This window comes from Exiguobacterium abrahamii (assembly GCF_015645365.1).
Classification (GTDB): Bacteria; Bacillota; Bacilli; order Exiguobacteriales; family Exiguobacteriaceae; genus Exiguobacterium_A; species Exiguobacterium_A abrahamii.
The window spans coordinates 110,045-125,222 of record NZ_JADOYC010000005.1 but is presented as its reverse complement, the minus strand read 5'-3'; the positions used below and the strand labels follow the sequence as shown (position 1 = coordinate 125,222).

Genomic DNA, 15,178 nt, shown 5'->3' with positions numbered 1-15,178 from the left:
GATAAGTATGGTAAATCCTAGTTTTACTTTACCCTGCTTATCTGACAGTTAACTGACATCGTTTTAAAGAGTTGGGAAATGAATGATGAAACGTGTACCTTTACCCAATGTTGAATCAATGGAAATCGTTCCACCATGTTGCTCCACAATGGATTGGGCAATCGATAACCCAAGACCGGTTCCTGTTCCGTGACGTGAATGGTCCCCCCGGTAAAAGCGCTCGAATATTTTAGTTTGTTGATCGGAAGCGATACCGATTCCGCGATCCTGTATCGTCAACTGGCGTTCTGTGGCTGTTTCGTTTAATGAGACATCGATGACATCATCACTGTAGACAAGAGCATTCTCAAGAAAGACCGTCAATAAGCGGTTTAATTGATGGGAATCCCCTTTCATGCGTAAGTCAGGCATTATCGAGGCGTGGATGACGCGATCCAAGTAGGCGTGCTGAAAACGTTCGACAGTCTTTTGAACGAGTGAACTGAGGTCAACTTCCTGTTTCGGGGACGGCTGTCCTTCTCGCGCAAGCAATAATAAATCGGAGACCAAATACTGCATGCCTGCCGTTTCTGCTTTAATGTCCTCTAGAATCGTACGTCCTTCATTCGAAAGTGATTCCGCTTCTAGCAATTCAATTCCGCTATAGACAATTGTCAGAGGTGTCCGTAGTTCATGTGAAGCATCGGATGTAAAACGACGTTGGCGATCGAATGCTTGTTGCACCGGAATGACGGCTCGACCAGCAAGGATGTATCCGACTAGTGTTAGGACAATCGTTGCGAGAACCGCAATACCCGCAAGAACGGCAATCAATCGCTGTAAGGTATCTTCGGTCGGAGAGATGTCCTTCATCAGTAGTAGTCGTCCTTCTTTGGTACTCCGTTGATACAGTAAGAAGTGTCGATCATCCCATTCTACTTGTTGCGTCGTATCATTCGAGCTTAAAAAACGGCGTAGTGTTTTAGACTCGACGTCTGGTGGCAGACTTGCATAGCGTTCGTTTCCTGAACCATCGAGTAACTGGAAGTAGATCGGATTTCGAACGAATTGATCTTCCCCATGCTCGATCCGTTCGAAGATATCTCGATCAGATACGCCCTTTAATTGATTCAATTCCATTCGATTCAGCAATTGAGCGTTCGTGACATACACACCAATCAGGATGAGGACTAGTACAAGAAAGAACGAGCCACTGAATAAAAAGGTCAATCGTTTTCGAATTGATTCAAGCATGCGGATCACCTAAACGATAACCGAATCCGCGAACTGTCCGGATCAAATTAGGAGCACCGACCGCATCTAATTTTTTTCGAACGAGTCGGACGAGCGCATCGAGCGCGTTATCCGTAATATCCGCCCCAATCCCCCAGACGACTTCGATGATCAATTCACGACTCATCACCTGTTCAGGTCGTCTTAAGAGCAAAGAAAGGAATTCAAATTCACGTCGTGTTAAATCAATTGGATGATGTTCGTAGGAAATCGTTTGTGAGGACAGATCGAGGACTAGTCCATTGAAAGAGACCGTCGACACGAATGCCTTTTGTTGACGACGACTGAGCGCGCGCAGTCGTGCCAGTAATTCATTCGATTGAAACGGTTTAACGAGATAGTCGTCGGCTCCACTATCGAGACCATGAACGAGATCGATTTCCGTATCGCGAGCAGTCAGCATCAAGATGCCGCCTTCAAACTGTTCTTGCCGTAAGGTAGCGGCGACTTCGACTCCGCTCTTACGAGGCATCATCCAATCGAGAACGAGTAAGTCATAGCGATACGTCTGACATTGGAGGAGCGCTTCCACTCCATCCTGCGCAACATCTACCTGATATCCTGCCCGCTCCAAATGGAGGCGTAACATCTTCGCAAGACGCTGATCATCTTCTGCTACCAAAACGCGCATGCACATCGCTCCTCTTTTTTTCTCATTATCCCATAGTTGCCGTCAGTTAGTTGTCAGTTTTTTTCGATACAGTAAACGTAACAAGAAGGGAGAGGAAACAGATGAAACCCAAACCATTTGCGAAATGGCTCGTCGGGCTTAGTAGTTCCGTCTTCATCGGACTTGCGATTGGTCAGTTGAGTGTCAGTTCGAACGATTCCTCGACGACACCTGTTTCGACGGGAGATACGTATTCGAACGATACGACATTACCATCTCAAGGGAATCAATATAGCGATGATGAAGGCGAATACGAAGGGGATGATGGATATTACGAAGAAGACGATGATGATCAATGGCAAGGTGATGAATCATCTGGCTTCAGTCAACCGGGAGGATCGAGTGACGGTCAGTCCAGCCATTCGAGGTAAGGAGGAGGAAAATGGAGCGACAATTGTATGCGATGCATAATCAGGTGCGATTCGTGACGGATCGACCGATCGATGAGGCAGAGTGGGAGGAACTTGTCCGATTTTTTCATTATGTGGATCGGCAGTGGTCACGCTTTGATGAACAAAGTGAAGTCAGTCGATTGAATCGTTTACGGATCGGCGACACGATATCGGTGTCCTTACCGTTAGCCCGCCTACTTGCCCGCGCCACACGATACTTTGAGCAGACCGAACGTTATTTTTCCCCATTCCTGCTGGCGCAACAACAAGCCAATGGCTATCGCCAATCATTTCCCTTCACACAAGCTGTCGTTTATGAAGAGGTTGCTCCACCAGAAATCGCCCCGTTCATCATTGAAGGCTGTGACGTGACGAGAGTCGGAGGCGGTTTTATCGACCTAGGTGGCATCGGGAAAGGAGCTGCCGCGATGATTGCAGCGCAACGACTACGAAAAAGCTGGAATCGTGGATTGATTGAAGCGGGAGGTGACGTCATCGTCTGGTCCGATGAGGAACCATGGAATATCACGATCACGCATCCCGAGACCGAACAACGCGTCGCTGATGTGCAATTGCGACAAGGCGCGGTCGCGACATCGAATCGTGTCTATCGATCGTGGAAGACGGACGGACAGACGCATCATCATTTATTGGATGGACGAACAGGACGACCGACGAAAAGTCCGATTCTTCAAGTGACCGCATCTGCGCCACAACTCTATGAAGCGGAAGTCATGACGAAGCTTGCCTTTCAGATGACAGAGACAGAACGTCAGGAAAAGCTGTTTCGTTGGTTTCCAAAAGGACGATTATTGATTTTGGATACTGCTGGGGAATGGCGAAGTGAACAGAAAGGAGTGAGTGAGATATGGACTGGATGAAATGGTTGTTCTCGACATGGACGATGATTCGGTTGAGTGGATTAAGTGGGCACTTCTTCATGACGATTTCTGTCTTAGCGGGATTGCTCGGTTCCTACCCGGCACTCAAAAAACAAAAAGCACGACTGCATCACGTGCACTTATATAGTGGCTGGGCAGGATTGCTCGCAATCGTCCTTCATGCGACACTCATCATCGTCGATTCATACGCACCACTGACGATTTTTGAGGTCCTGATTCCGGGTCAAGCGTCTTATGAACCACTCTGGAATGCGCTAGGAACGATCAGTCTCTACTTATTCGGATTCGTTCTCGTGACATCGGATTTCTTAAAGGAGACGTTAGGCAAGACGCTTTGGAAATTGACGCACTGGCTTGTCTTACCTGCTTGGTTATTAATGACGGGACATGGGCTTTTCATCGGTACGGATACCGGAACCCTGTTCACGACGATTTGGTACGCTGTCTCAACACTGACGATGTTTACGCTCGTCCTATATCGGATGCGGATCCGTCCTGTGCGACGGACACCAGTAAAAGAGCGCTCAGTCGCACGCTGAGCGCTCTTTTTATTGTCGGGCGAGCCAAGACGTCCATTCGTTAAAGGCAGCATCCCGATTTTCGATATAGTTGTGATCACTATCGACGATCGCTTCCTCGAACGGACTGTCGGGTAGCAATAAGTCATGATGGAGTGCTTTAATCGATGTTTCGTCCCGTTCTGACGTCATGAGCAACATCGAGCGATCGGCTAAACGTTCTTTTAGCGTCAGTAAGTTCCAAGTCGTATGATGGTGCTTCAACTCATCGAGTAACGCGTCAGCAACGGCACCATTTAGGAAAGCAGCTCCTCGTTCGAGTACACCGTGTAGCGCAGCTTCGTATTCGGGATGTTCGAGGACGAGCTGACCGACGAGACCAAAATTAAACGGAGAGATTCCGACATAATGTGCAGCCTCCGCGGTCTCAGCAAAAGCATGTAGACCGGCGAAGCCGCCCATGCTATGACCAACGACGGTAATCTGATCCGCCTTGATGCCATGTTCGGCAGTGAAAGACTCTGAGCAGACGTGCTGTAGTGTCGCGGTCGCGTCTTCCAAAACATGTTGGAATCGGAAAGTTCCAGGGCTCCCGATCGTTCCACGATACGACGTGACGAGTACATGGTACCCTGCACTTTGAAGTTGAACTGCCCAGTCCATGTTCAACTGTTTCCCGGGAAATCCGTGGAAGAGGACAATCAGTGGAGCATCCGCTGTATGTTCAGGTGAATAGAGACGGGCAATCAACTGTTCTGAACCACCGCTTGGAACATGGAGATAGGATAGTGTTGCCTTTTTCGTGATCGTTTCCAAAAAAACACGCTCCTTCATAATCATTTTCTAAGTCTTAGTGTGCGTGAAGATGCACGATCATGCAATGATTAAGTGTATGAACTAAAAAGATGGGATACCCTTCTGGGCATCCCATCTTTTGTATGGTGTAGCTTAGAATACTTTTGTCGTCCATGATTCACAGTTCCATAAGTCTGTCGCAACAGCTTCATAGAATTCTGGTTCGTGTGAGATCAACAGGACGGTTCCTTTGTACTCTTGTAACGCACGTTTTAATTCTTCTTTGGCTTCGACGTCCAAGTGGTTCGTCGGCTCATCGAGTACGAGGATGTTCGATTCCGTATTCATCAATTTACAAAGACGGACTTTTGCTTTTTCCCCACCGCTGAGCACTTCGATTTTCGATTCGATGTGTTTCGTCATCAACCCACACTTCGCGAGCATGGCGCGGACTTGTTGTTGTGTCAGAGACGGGAACGTATTCCAAATCTCTTCGATACACGTATTCGAGTTCTTCTCTTTAACTTCTTGTTCGAAGTACCCGATATGCAAGTTCTCGCCTCGCTCAACAACACCCGAGACAGCTGGAATTTCACCGAGCAAACTCTTGAGCAACGTCGATTTCCCGATTCCGTTCGCACCGTGCAAGGCGATCTTCTGTCCACGTTCGATCGTTAGATCAAGAGGGCGCGAAAGCGGCTCATCGTATCCGATGACAAGACCTTTTGCTTCGAACATCAATTTACTTGGTGTCCGTGCTTGAAGGAAGTGGAACTCTGGTTTTGGACGCTCTTGCGCAAGTTCGATGACATCCATCTTATCGAGCTTCTTCTGACGTGACATCGCCATGTTCCGTGTCGAGACACGGGCCTTGTTCCGGGCAACGAAATCCTTCAACTCAGAGATTTCCTGCTGTTGACGTTTGAACGCAGACTCGAGTTGCTTTTTCTTCGCTTCATGGATCGTGACGAAGTTGTCGTAATCACCGACATAACGATTTAATTCTTGATTTTCCATATGATAAATCAAGTTGATGACGCTATTGAGGAATGGAATATCGTGCGAAATCAAGATGAACGCATTCTCATATTCATTCAAGTAGCGTTTCAACCATTCGATATGCTGGACATCGAGATAGTTGGTCGGCTCATCAAGTAAGAGAATGTCCGGTTTTTCAAGAAGGAGTTTGGCGAGCAGGATTTTCGTCCGCTGTCCACCACTGAGCTCTTGTACATCCCGGTCGAGTCCGATCTCGTCGAGCCCAAGACCGCGCGCGATTTCTTCGACTTTTGCATCAATCGTATAGAAGTCGTTATTCGTCAGAATGTCCTGCAAGACGCCGACTTCTTCGAGCATCTTTTCCAGTTCTTCTGGCTCGACTTCGCCCATTTTACCGTACAAATCATTGATTTCCTGTTCGATGTCGAACATGTACTGAAATGCACCTTTAAGTGCATCGCGGATGGTTAATCCTTTTTCAAGGACAGCGTGCTGATCCAAATAACCAACGCGTACATGCTTCGCCCATTCGACTTTTCCTTCATCCGGCTCAAGTTGCGACGTGATGATGTTCATAAACGTCGATTTTCCTTCACCATTCGCACCGACGAGACCGATGTGCTCGCCTTTTAACAGGCGGAAGGAGACATTTTCGAAAATGGCGCGGTCACCGAATCCGTGACTTAAGTTAGATACCGTTAAAATACTCATAATTACTCCTTATTTCATGAATTCCTGTGACTTAGACGCCTGTCCGTTTTTTCTGGTTGTTTGCTTTTTTCGTCTGTTGGCTCGTCAATTGTTTCGTTTGTGTTCCTTGTAAGCCAGTCGGACGTTTTGTTTGCGCTTGTTTTTTTGCCTTCAAGCGTTCAATCATTGCCTCTTGCAATGAAAGTTTTTTTGGTTGTTCACTCATGTTCGTTCACCTCGATTGATTCGTTCTTACTTTCTAGTATGCCAAAAAAAACGTCTCTTGGAAATGAAGAGACCTGATTTTACATCTCAAAGTGTATCGGCAAGATAGACGACGTAACAATTCCGGTCGATATCGATTTCACAGCTGTCACGCTCAAAAATACCGTGGTCTTCGACTTCGATCTTGTCTTTGATCAAAAATCGCATCGCTTGGACGTGATTCGGAACCGTTGATGTCTTTAGGAGCGGTTGCGCGCTGTCAGATAAATACTGTCGGAACTCGATATGAATTTGATGCGGTGGATAAACGCGTTCTTCTGTCGCACGCGGTGATGCCTTGATATGATCGACGATCAATTGATCGTAATCACCTGCCATCTCATTGGAACGAAGCTCGTATTGATGTCCTTCGATGATATGAAATTCGCAGAGTTGGTGGGCGATGATCTCTTCCGGTTCGATCGCATAACGATCATATTGATAGATCGGATGGAATTCACCATTTTCTTCAACGTAGTAGGCAAGTGACATGCGTAAATCCTCCTTTTCGTTCTATAGATACTATTACCACATTGAAGGAAAAAAAGTTCCGACAGAACAAAGAAACTTTTCTCTCCAAAAAAGCGTATACTATCCATAACGAGAGTAAAAGGAAAGGGGACTGAGACGGTGAATTGGATGAAACAAGCGACACTAGCTGCAACACTGTTGATCGGAACGACACTGAGTGGGTGTGGATCGGATGATGCACGAGCGGAACGACCAGATGATCCGGATTGTGATGACTATGAGTATGATAATGATGAAGGCGTTTGGTACTGTGATGATAGTTCATCAACCCATTCAGGATACTATTACTGGGGCGGTAGTTATTTCGCATCACGTGCCTTGATGCATAGTGCGATGCGAACAAAAGGGTATACGCCGAAATCAAAAGCAGTAAAGAGTTATAACACGAAGACAAAAGGATTCGGAACAGGCTCATCTTCCGGCTTTTTCGGCGGATGAACAGACGACAAACCTTTTACGGAGACATCGATCGTTTTTGGGATGTGCTGGACGGGGAACCGTACGCTGTGACGGAAATCATGCCCATCTCGGACGAACGAATCGACCAACTGCATATCGCGGCGCAAGAAGTTTACAAGATATTTGAAAAAGTACTTCCGATTCTTCGATCGATGGATGATGAGGCACTGCTCGAGCTTGGCTTTCCAGTTGAAAGTCTCGCTTTTTTACGACTTGAGACGATGCGACCGTTGACCGTCATCGGACGCTTTGATTTCATTGCGACGGCAGATCGTATTTCACTCATGGAATGGAACGCGGATACGCCAACTTTCATTAAGGAAGTATTTGAAGTCAATGATGTCGTAGCGGAAAAACAAGGTTTTGAACGGGTCAACGATGGGGAAAACAAATGGCTGAAGGCAACTGTCCGTCGTGCGATCGAAGCCGCGACACATCGGACGAAACAGCATCCGCATGTCGTCTTCACCTCACATGGTGACCACATCGAGGATCGATTGACGGCTGAGTATTTGCAGTCATTTTGGGTTGATGCGACCTACTGTCCACTTCATGCATTAGAGATTCGTCCGGAAGAAGGTCTGTACGATGAGGCAGGTAAAAGAATCGATATCTTATATCGTCAAACCTTTCCGATCGAGATGGCCTTACTTGACCGGGATGAGGACGGAAGAAATTTAGGACAATTGCTCCTGCAACTCGTCGAGACGGGGCGACTCGAAATCATCAATCCACCGTCTGCCTTTTTAATGCAAGCCAAGTCGGTTCTTGCATTGATCTGGATGTTGCATGAAGCCAATCATCCGTACTTGAGTGAAACGGACCACATGACGATTGCGCGTTATTTTTTACCGACGTACTTATCCGCTGATCCATTCATTTCAAGCCAGCGATCATTCGTTAAAAAACCAATATTCGGGCGTGAAGGAGATACCGTGACGGTCCATGATGGACAAGGACATATCATGCTAAAGAATGAACAGCATACGTTTCGTGATCAACCGGCTGTTTATCAAGCGTATCAAGAATTACCGACGTACTCACTTCAGGAAGAGGGAGAAGTCGCGTATATGTATGGTGTCTTTATTTTAGGAGGAAGACCAAGTGCGATCGGTGTACGTGCCGGAGAACGGATTACTGGAAACCGTTCCTATTTCGTACCCATTGGTCGACAGCATGAAGGAGGGAGAAACGTATGAGAGCAGCAATTTTAGGAGCATCTGGTCTAGTCGGACAAGAACTCGTCGATCGTTTGTTGGCAGAAGATGCATATAGCGAGGTACATGTTCTCGTTCGCCGCCCGATGCGCCGTTTTCATCCGAAATTGGAAGAATGGGTGATTGATTTTGATCGTGTGACAGAAATTGAACTACCTGTCGTCGACCATGTCTATTGTGCACTGGGCACGACGATCAAACAAGCAGGATCGCAAGAGGCATTTCGTCAGGTTGACTACACATATCCGATTGAACTGGGTCGTGAATTGTTAGACCTCGGGGCGACACGATTTGCCTTGATTTCGGCGCTCGGTGCCCATCCGAATGCCAAAACCTTCTACAATCGCGTAAAAGGGGACACGGAAAACGGATTACGTGTACTCGGATATGACGCGTTATTGATTTTTAGACCATCATTGTTGCTAGGGGATCGAGATGAATTCCGCTTAGGCGAACAAGCGGCTGCGAAAATTTCGACGGTCTTACGGCCCTTGTTGAAGCGGAGCGCCATTGCTCCGATCGAAGCTGGTCAAGTCGCTGCGGCGATGATCCGTGAAACGTTACATGCACCGCCTGGAATTACAATCATTGAATCGAAACAGATGCAATCCTGAGCAGTCGAGTAGTCGACTGCTCTTTTTGTTATTCTTGTAACGTAAATAATATTTGACTCATCAAATGATTTGCGGTTGAATGGTAAAGTGCTGTCTCATATATATAAAAAGAAGTGAGACAATTCAGGCAAAACAGTGTATTCGTATCCTATCTGTTTCGTCACGCTTATCGTTTGGGGAAAGCGGGAAAAGATGATGGATTATGCACTTATTTAGGATTGATGAAAGGAGCCGATCATATGGCAGAGTTTGATCGCGATCAGGTCTATAAGACCGTTCCGCAAAAAGGATTCTTCGGGAATCCGAAAGGGTTATTCACCCTCTTCTTCACTGAGTTTTGGGAGCGTTTCTCCTACTATGGCATGCGTGCCATCCTTATCTTCTACATGTACGATTCAGTTGCCAACGGTGGTCTAGGTATCGATAAGACGACAGCTGCATCAATCATGGCCGTTTATGGTTCACTCGTCTACATGTCAGGGATCATTGGGGGATGGGTAGCTGACCGTTTACTCGGTACGTCACGGACCGTCTTCTATGGTGGTATCTTGATCATGCTAGGGCATATCGTCCTTGCTTTACCAGCAGGCATTACAGCCCTCTTCATCTCGATGGGACTCATCGTCATCGGTACTGGTTTCTTAAAACCGAACGTATCGAATATCGTCGGTGATTTGTACAGCAAGACGGATAACCGTCGCGATGCTGGTTTTAGTATCTTCTACATGGGGATCAACGCTGGAGCATTCCTCTCACCACTCGTTGTCGGTGAAGTGGCTGACCGCGGTGGATACCATGCTGGTTTCGCACTCGCTGCCATCGGGATGTTCGCAGGACTTGTCGTCTTCGTCTTGACGAAAAAGAAAAACCTTGGTCAAGCGGGTACGTATGTCTTGAACCCATTAAAAGGGGACGAGAAAAAACGTTTCATCACGATCGCATCAATCGTTGTCGTCGTGATTGCGGTACTCGGTGTCGTTGCATCGATGACAGGACTGTTGACGATTTCTCGCTTTACTTTAATGGTCACGATTCTCGGGATCTTGATTCCGATCGCTTACTTCACAGTCATGCTTCGTAGTCCAAAGATCACGGATGATGAGCGCTCACGTTTGATTGCGTATATTCCGCTCTTCATCGCAGCAGCGATTTTCTGGGCAATCCAAGAACAAGGTTCATACGTCCTCTCCATCTTCGCAAGTGAACGGACGAACCTTTCATTCTTAGGATTCGAGATTCAACCGGCATTCTTCCAATCGTTGAATCCGCTCTTCATCATCGTATTAGCACCTGTTTTTGCGAGCTTCTGGGTCAAACTCGGTGACCGTCAACCAACGACGATGCAAAAGTTCTCGTTTGGTCTTCTGTTCGCCGGACTTTCGTTCATCGTCATGACACTACCAGGTATCCTGTTCGGTGTGGAGACGTCAGTTAGTCCACTCTGGCTTGCACTGAGCTTCTTCCTCGTCGTCATCGGTGAGCTCTTCTTGTCACCAGTCGGTCTATCGGCAACGACGAAACTCGCACCCGCGGCTTTCTCTGCACAAACGATGAGTCTGTGGTTCTTGACGAACGCAACAGGTCAAGCGGTCAACGCACAAATCGTTAAATACTACACGAATGACACGGAGATTTTGTACTTCGGTATCACGGGTATCGTTGCCGTCATCTTCGGATTACTTTTGTTCGCTTTCGCACCAAAACTTCAAAAATACATGCGCGGTATTCGCTGATGCATGAAAAAGACGCTTTCTCGATCGAGAAAGCGTCTTTTTATTAATCATTCGTCCGAATATGGCGTAACCCTTCTGCGAGCAAGGCGACCAATGTTCCGAGAACGAGTCCGTTTGACATCAGGGTCGTCACGAGCGGTGGTAAATCGGCTGTTGCTCCTTTCGGTAGTAACAACGCACCGATACCGACGAGAACCGGAAGTCCGACTGTGATCATCGCTGTTTGACGATTCAAGTCACGGGCTGCTTCCGTGACGCCGATGATCGCCATCCCGGCAACGATTGGTGCGACCATCGCATAACCGACGGCGACGGGGATTTTAGCAATCAACCCGACGAATGGTGTCACGATACTGAGGAAGAGGCAGGTGATATTCGCATAGACGAATGCTTTGCGGTCCGTGTTATCTGTTGAGGCGATGAACCCGGCCGTTCCGGAAATGGCGACAGGACCGACTGTACCGAACAGACCAGCGAAGAGTTGCCCGATACCAGCCGTGATACCAGCTGTTCCGACTTGTCCTTTGACGGTTTCACCACGCTTCGCACTGATGATCCGTTCGATGACTTTAATGTTTGCTAAGACGTTCGTCATTAACAACAACGAGATGATGAGAGCTGTCGGTAATAAGCTCCAGTCGACATGAATACCGCCAAACGGCAACAAGCTCGGTAAAGTGAACAGTGGACCATCGAAGCTTGGCATCTCGGCACGACCAATCAATGCAAACATGCTCCAACCGACGAGTAACGTGATTAATAAAGCATACTGGCGTAAGCGATCGCTTCGTTCTAAATAAAGCGAGATCAAGACCGTCAGAATCGAGATGACGGCAGGTAATACTTGAATTCGTCCATCTTCGATATTGAGCAATCCTTTCATGACGGATCCGGACAGCTGTGCCGACAGCAACAGCATGTAGACACCGATGACTTGCGGTGTAAAAAGAGGGACTAAGCGCCGTAAGACACCCGTCATCGTCAAGACGATACAGATGATACCGCTGAGTAGGAGTAAGAATCCAAGTGACTGTAATGTGTTTGAATAACTGCCGTACAATGTGACACCTATCGACGAATAGAGAGCAAATACACCCCACCAAATTCCAGCAGGACCTTCCATGATCGGTAGACGATGTCCGAGTAGGACTTGAAAGAGACTTAAGATGGCAAATACGAATAGACAACGAGATAAGAAGGAAAGCGTCTCGGCACCCGAGAGTTCAAATGATGCTGCGATGGCAAGGGGCGGGGCAATGTTAGTACAGATAATGAACAAAAACCATTGAATCGTAGACACAAGGGTACGCGGCAAAACGTGAATCTCCTTTCGAAAAAACAATATTGGTTTCATCTTAAACCAATTCATGAAAAAGCGATAGAGATGCTTACAATGACTGAAAATTCTAATATTTGTTTTCATATGTGATTTAACACATAATATGGGGTATAACGATAACGGGAGGGAATGAGATGAAAAAATGGAGTATACGAATTATTGGAACGATTGCTGCGCTGTTAGCACTGCTCGTAGTTGCCTTCATGATTTGGGCACAGTTCGATTATGATGCGTCTCCCCAAGCAATATCTTACGTGGAGGCAGATACACCCCGTGAAGTGACATTTGGACAGAAGACGAGTGATGTCGGATTCATCTTTTATCAAGGGGCAAAAGTCGATGCAGCAGCCTACAGTTATTACGGTAAGCAACTAGCGAAAGACGGGCACTTCGTCGTCATCCCGAAGCTACCGTTTCGAATTGCGTTGCTTGACTCAAACGAAGGACTCGATATCATCGAGGAATATCCGCAGGTCAAAAAATGGTATCTGATCGGGCATTCGCTCGGTGGAAGCGCAGCTTCGACGATCGTTGAACAACATCCAAAAATTAAGGGGATCGTTTTCCTCGCGTCCTATCCGATCGATTCGATTGATGTGCCCTCGTTGACGATTTATGGTGGACGAGATGGTGTTTTACCAGTCGCTGATATCGAAAAAAGTAAACAGGACGTTCGAAAAGATGCGGTATTCCATGAAATCAAGCAAGGAAACCACGCGAACTTTGGGATGTACGGTCGACAAAAAGGGGACAATAGCAGCCCATTAACGCCAAAAGAACAACAGGATGAGTCATTAGATGAAATCAAACGATTTATCGATACACCTTAATCGATTCGCTTAGTGAATAAACGAAACGATTCATTAATCAAACGAAAAGGATGGAGAGATTTCGGCACTGGGTCCGGAATCTCTCCATCCTTATTTTTACTGAGTCATCGACTCAATTCAAGCGATGAGCGACTTCGTCAAGCGTTGGCAGAGCAGCCATCGCTCCTTTGACGGAAGCGGCAAGTCCACCTGAAATCGCAGCGAATCGACCAATGTCGCGAAGTTCATCTTCAGACCAATCAAACGAAAAATCGCGTAACGCACACTGGTAGAGTAAACCGGACATGAAGGCATCTCCAGCTCCTGTCGTATCGATGGCGTCGACCGTAATCGCATCAATGACAGCCATCGCACGATCCGTATAGAGAATCGATCCTTCACTTCCTCGCGTGATGGCAAGAAGACGAATCGGATATTCAGCTAACAATTCAGCAGCCCCGTCATCAAGATTCGTTTGTCCAGTTAGAAACGTCAATTCTTCCTCAGCAAGTTTGACGATTTGTGCATCCGGTAGAACGGATCGAATCGTCGTCCGCGCTTCGTCAAGACTCGGCCATAACGACTCTCGTAAGTTCGGATCATATGAGACTGGTACTTGGTGTGCTTTTGCACGTGCGATGGCTTTTCGTGTCGCGTTGACGGATTCTCCAGTGATTAAAGAGATCGAACCGATGTGTAATAAATCGACGGACGTGAAATCCTCCGGGACATGGGTTTCGTGGAATTGCATATCAGCACGCTCCGTGTTGATGAACTCAAACGACCGCTCTCCACCCTGACCGTTCGTAACGAGCACAAGTCCTGTTTTTTGCGTCGAATCGTGGACGAGATGGTCGGTACGAACACCATAATGATGTAACGTATCTTTCAAGAAGTGCCCCATCGAATCATCACCGACAGCTCCAAGAAAATAACTATCAGCGCCTAATCGAGCGAGTCCGACAGAGACATTGGCAGGAGCACCCCCAGGATTTTTTTGAAACGTCATGTTTTCAGCATCAAGAGGAATCAAATCAATCAATGCTTCCCCTAAACTAAAGATTTTCATACGTAGAACTCCTTTCAAGATCCGGACGAATCCGTTCGATGTGTAAAGCCATATAGCCGATTTCTGATTCAGGTACACGTGTATCGAGTTCGACAGTCAACCAATTGCTCATTTGACTCGCACAGGCATAAGCCTCGGCATAACGTGTTTTGACGGCAGATAAAATCACATCATCCATGTCGTGTAAGGTTTCTCCTTGTTCAATCCGGGCGAGGACCAATTTCATGTGCGTAAAGAAACGATAATACGTCATCGATGAGGTCTCGATCGTTTGTCCAAAAAAGACTTCGATCTGTTCGCGTAGTTCATTGAGTAACGTCACCGTCTGCAACGCAGTCGCCATATTCGGATGCGTTTGGCGTGCATTGTATAAGTGAAGCGCGATGTTCGCAGCTTCTTCTTTCGGTAGCGTGACCTGTAAGGCTCGCTCGATCTCAAGAACTGCCCATTCTCCGATCGCATACTCCGGTCCATACAAAAGGCGAATCTCTTCTGCCAATCGATTATGCACGACGAGTTGTTCACGTGCTAATCGTACGGCATGAGCAAGGTGGTCCGTCAGACTGACGTGAATATAGTCATGAAACGGCGTTTGAAGCTCACCTTCTGCATGTGAGATGATGCGTTCCGATAAATCAATGATCTCAAGTGGTGTCGTTGTCAGAATCTCTTTGAACTGTTCTGCATTTTCAAATGAAGGGATGAACATTTTTTCGATCTTCGTCGCTTGAATCGGATCTTTTTTCTTTTTTCCAAAAGCAATGCCTGGTCCCATGACGATGCGTTCCTGTCCATTTTCTTTGACGACAACAGCGTTGTTATTGAGGATCTTATGAATAATCAGCCTGACGTCCTCCTTTCTGGTCTTTTCTTTTATTATAAAGCGAACTTCAGTGCTTTGCGAA

The 15,178-nt window shown here is 47.0% G+C and carries 17 protein-coding genes; 8 read left to right on the top strand and 9 right to left on the bottom strand.

Annotated features, from left to right (window positions below):
- Positions 1–63: 63 nt before the first annotated feature.
- Positions 64–1,233 (bottom strand): sensor histidine kinase, encoded by a 1,170-nt coding sequence (locus ITJ88_RS13850; RefSeq protein ID WP_195866021.1) that lies wholly within the window; start codon positions 1,231–1,233, stop codon positions 64–66.
- Entirely contained in the window at positions 1,226–1,903 is a 678-nt protein-coding gene (locus ITJ88_RS13845; protein ID WP_023469746.1) for a response regulator transcription factor, read from the bottom strand. Before ITJ88_RS13845 ends, ITJ88_RS13850 begins: the two co-directional genes overlap by 8 nt.
- A gap of 101 nt (positions 1,904–2,004) precedes the next feature.
- Here ITJ88_RS13845 and ITJ88_RS13840 point away from each other — a divergent pair, with 101 nt between their 5' ends.
- The 3 genes from ITJ88_RS13840 to ITJ88_RS13830 are packed head-to-tail and all read left to right on the top strand — an operon-like array spanning position 2,005 to position 3,775.
- Positions 2,005–2,313: a hypothetical protein gene (locus ITJ88_RS13840; protein ID WP_058704368.1), complete on the top strand. Its 309-nt coding sequence runs from the start codon at positions 2,005–2,007 to the stop codon at positions 2,311–2,313.
- Between the two features lie 11 nt (positions 2,314–2,324).
- Positions 2,325–3,215 carry an FAD:protein FMN transferase gene (locus tag ITJ88_RS13835; protein ID WP_195866020.1) on the top strand — a complete coding sequence of 297 codons (891 nt, stop codon included), beginning with the start codon at positions 2,325–2,327 and terminating at the stop codon, positions 3,213–3,215.
- Positions 3,203–3,775 carry a ferric reductase-like transmembrane domain-containing protein gene (locus ITJ88_RS13830; protein WP_195866019.1) on the top strand — a complete coding sequence of 191 codons (573 nt, stop codon included), beginning with the start codon at positions 3,203–3,205 and terminating at the stop codon, positions 3,773–3,775. The genes ITJ88_RS13835 and ITJ88_RS13830 overlap by 13 nt, the downstream gene beginning before the upstream one ends.
- Positions 3,776–3,784: 9 nt before the next feature.
- Here the strand turns inward: ITJ88_RS13830 and ITJ88_RS13825 are convergent, their stop codons facing one another.
- The 4 genes from ITJ88_RS13825 to ITJ88_RS13810 all read right to left on the bottom strand — a co-directional run bounded on the left by ITJ88_RS13825 (position 3,785) and on the right by ITJ88_RS13810 (position 6,994).
- On the bottom strand, positions 3,785–4,570 hold the full coding sequence (locus ITJ88_RS13825; protein ID WP_195866018.1) for an alpha/beta hydrolase family protein: 786 nt from the start codon (positions 4,568–4,570) through the stop codon (positions 3,785–3,787).
- A 132-nt stretch (positions 4,571–4,702) separates the two neighbouring features.
- On the bottom strand, positions 4,703–6,259 hold the full coding sequence (locus tag ITJ88_RS13820; protein WP_023469741.1) for an ABC-F family ATP-binding cassette domain-containing protein: 1,557 nt from the start codon (positions 6,257–6,259) through the stop codon (positions 4,703–4,705).
- Between the two features lie 31 nt (positions 6,260–6,290).
- A complete protein-coding gene (locus ITJ88_RS13815) occupies positions 6,291–6,464 on the bottom strand; it encodes a hypothetical protein (protein WP_023469740.1) in 174 nt (57 codons plus the stop codon).
- Positions 6,465–6,550: 86 nt separating this feature from the next.
- Positions 6,551–6,994: a hypothetical protein gene (locus tag ITJ88_RS13810; RefSeq protein ID WP_195866017.1), complete on the bottom strand. Its 444-nt coding sequence runs from the start codon at positions 6,992–6,994 to the stop codon at positions 6,551–6,553.
- 147 nt (positions 6,995–7,141) lie between these two features.
- Here ITJ88_RS13810 and ITJ88_RS13805 point away from each other — a divergent pair, with 147 nt between their 5' ends.
- The 4 genes from ITJ88_RS13805 to ITJ88_RS13790 all read left to right on the top strand — a co-directional run bounded on the left by ITJ88_RS13805 (position 7,142) and on the right by ITJ88_RS13790 (position 11,056).
- Entirely contained in the window at positions 7,142–7,471 is a 330-nt protein-coding gene (locus ITJ88_RS13805; protein WP_053452172.1) for a hypothetical protein, read from the top strand.
- The gene (locus tag ITJ88_RS13800) at positions 7,468–8,691 is read left to right on the top strand and encodes a glutathionylspermidine synthase family protein (RefSeq protein ID WP_195866016.1); all 1,224 of its coding nucleotides are present in this window, start codon (positions 7,468–7,470) and stop codon (positions 8,689–8,691) included. Before ITJ88_RS13805 ends, ITJ88_RS13800 begins: the two co-directional genes overlap by 4 nt.
- Complete coding sequence (locus ITJ88_RS13795) at positions 8,688–9,323, top strand: Rossmann-fold NAD(P)-binding domain-containing protein (protein ID WP_023469736.1); 636 nt, start codon at positions 8,688–8,690, stop codon at positions 9,321–9,323. The genes ITJ88_RS13800 and ITJ88_RS13795 overlap by 4 nt, the downstream gene beginning before the upstream one ends.
- Before the next feature lie 239 nt (positions 9,324–9,562).
- On the top strand, positions 9,563–11,056 hold the full coding sequence (locus tag ITJ88_RS13790; protein WP_047390672.1) for a peptide MFS transporter: 1,494 nt from the start codon (positions 9,563–9,565) through the stop codon (positions 11,054–11,056).
- A 43-nt stretch (positions 11,057–11,099) separates the two neighbouring features.
- Here the strand turns inward: ITJ88_RS13790 and ITJ88_RS13785 are convergent, their stop codons facing one another.
- Positions 11,100–12,356: a purine/pyrimidine permease gene (locus ITJ88_RS13785; protein ID WP_231681714.1), complete on the bottom strand. Its 1,257-nt coding sequence runs from the start codon at positions 12,354–12,356 to the stop codon at positions 11,100–11,102.
- A 173-nt stretch (positions 12,357–12,529) separates the two neighbouring features.
- On the opposite strand from ITJ88_RS13785, the gene ITJ88_RS13780 reads away from it, so the two are divergent.
- Complete coding sequence (locus ITJ88_RS13780) at positions 12,530–13,225, top strand: alpha/beta hydrolase (protein WP_195866015.1); 696 nt, start codon at positions 12,530–12,532, stop codon at positions 13,223–13,225.
- A 112-nt stretch (positions 13,226–13,337) separates the two neighbouring features.
- Here the strand turns inward: ITJ88_RS13780 and ITJ88_RS13775 are convergent, their stop codons facing one another.
- Both ITJ88_RS13775 and ITJ88_RS13770 read right to left on the bottom strand, forming a co-directional pair.
- The gene (locus tag ITJ88_RS13775; protein WP_195866014.1) at positions 13,338–14,273 is read right to left on the bottom strand and encodes a carbohydrate kinase family protein; all 936 of its coding nucleotides are present in this window, start codon (positions 14,271–14,273) and stop codon (positions 13,338–13,340) included.
- Positions 14,260–15,102 carry a PRD domain-containing protein gene (locus tag ITJ88_RS13770; protein WP_262415837.1) on the bottom strand — a complete coding sequence of 281 codons (843 nt, stop codon included), beginning with the start codon at positions 15,100–15,102 and terminating at the stop codon, positions 14,260–14,262. Before ITJ88_RS13770 ends, ITJ88_RS13775 begins: the two co-directional genes overlap by 14 nt.
- Positions 15,103–15,178: the final 76 nt, after the last annotated feature.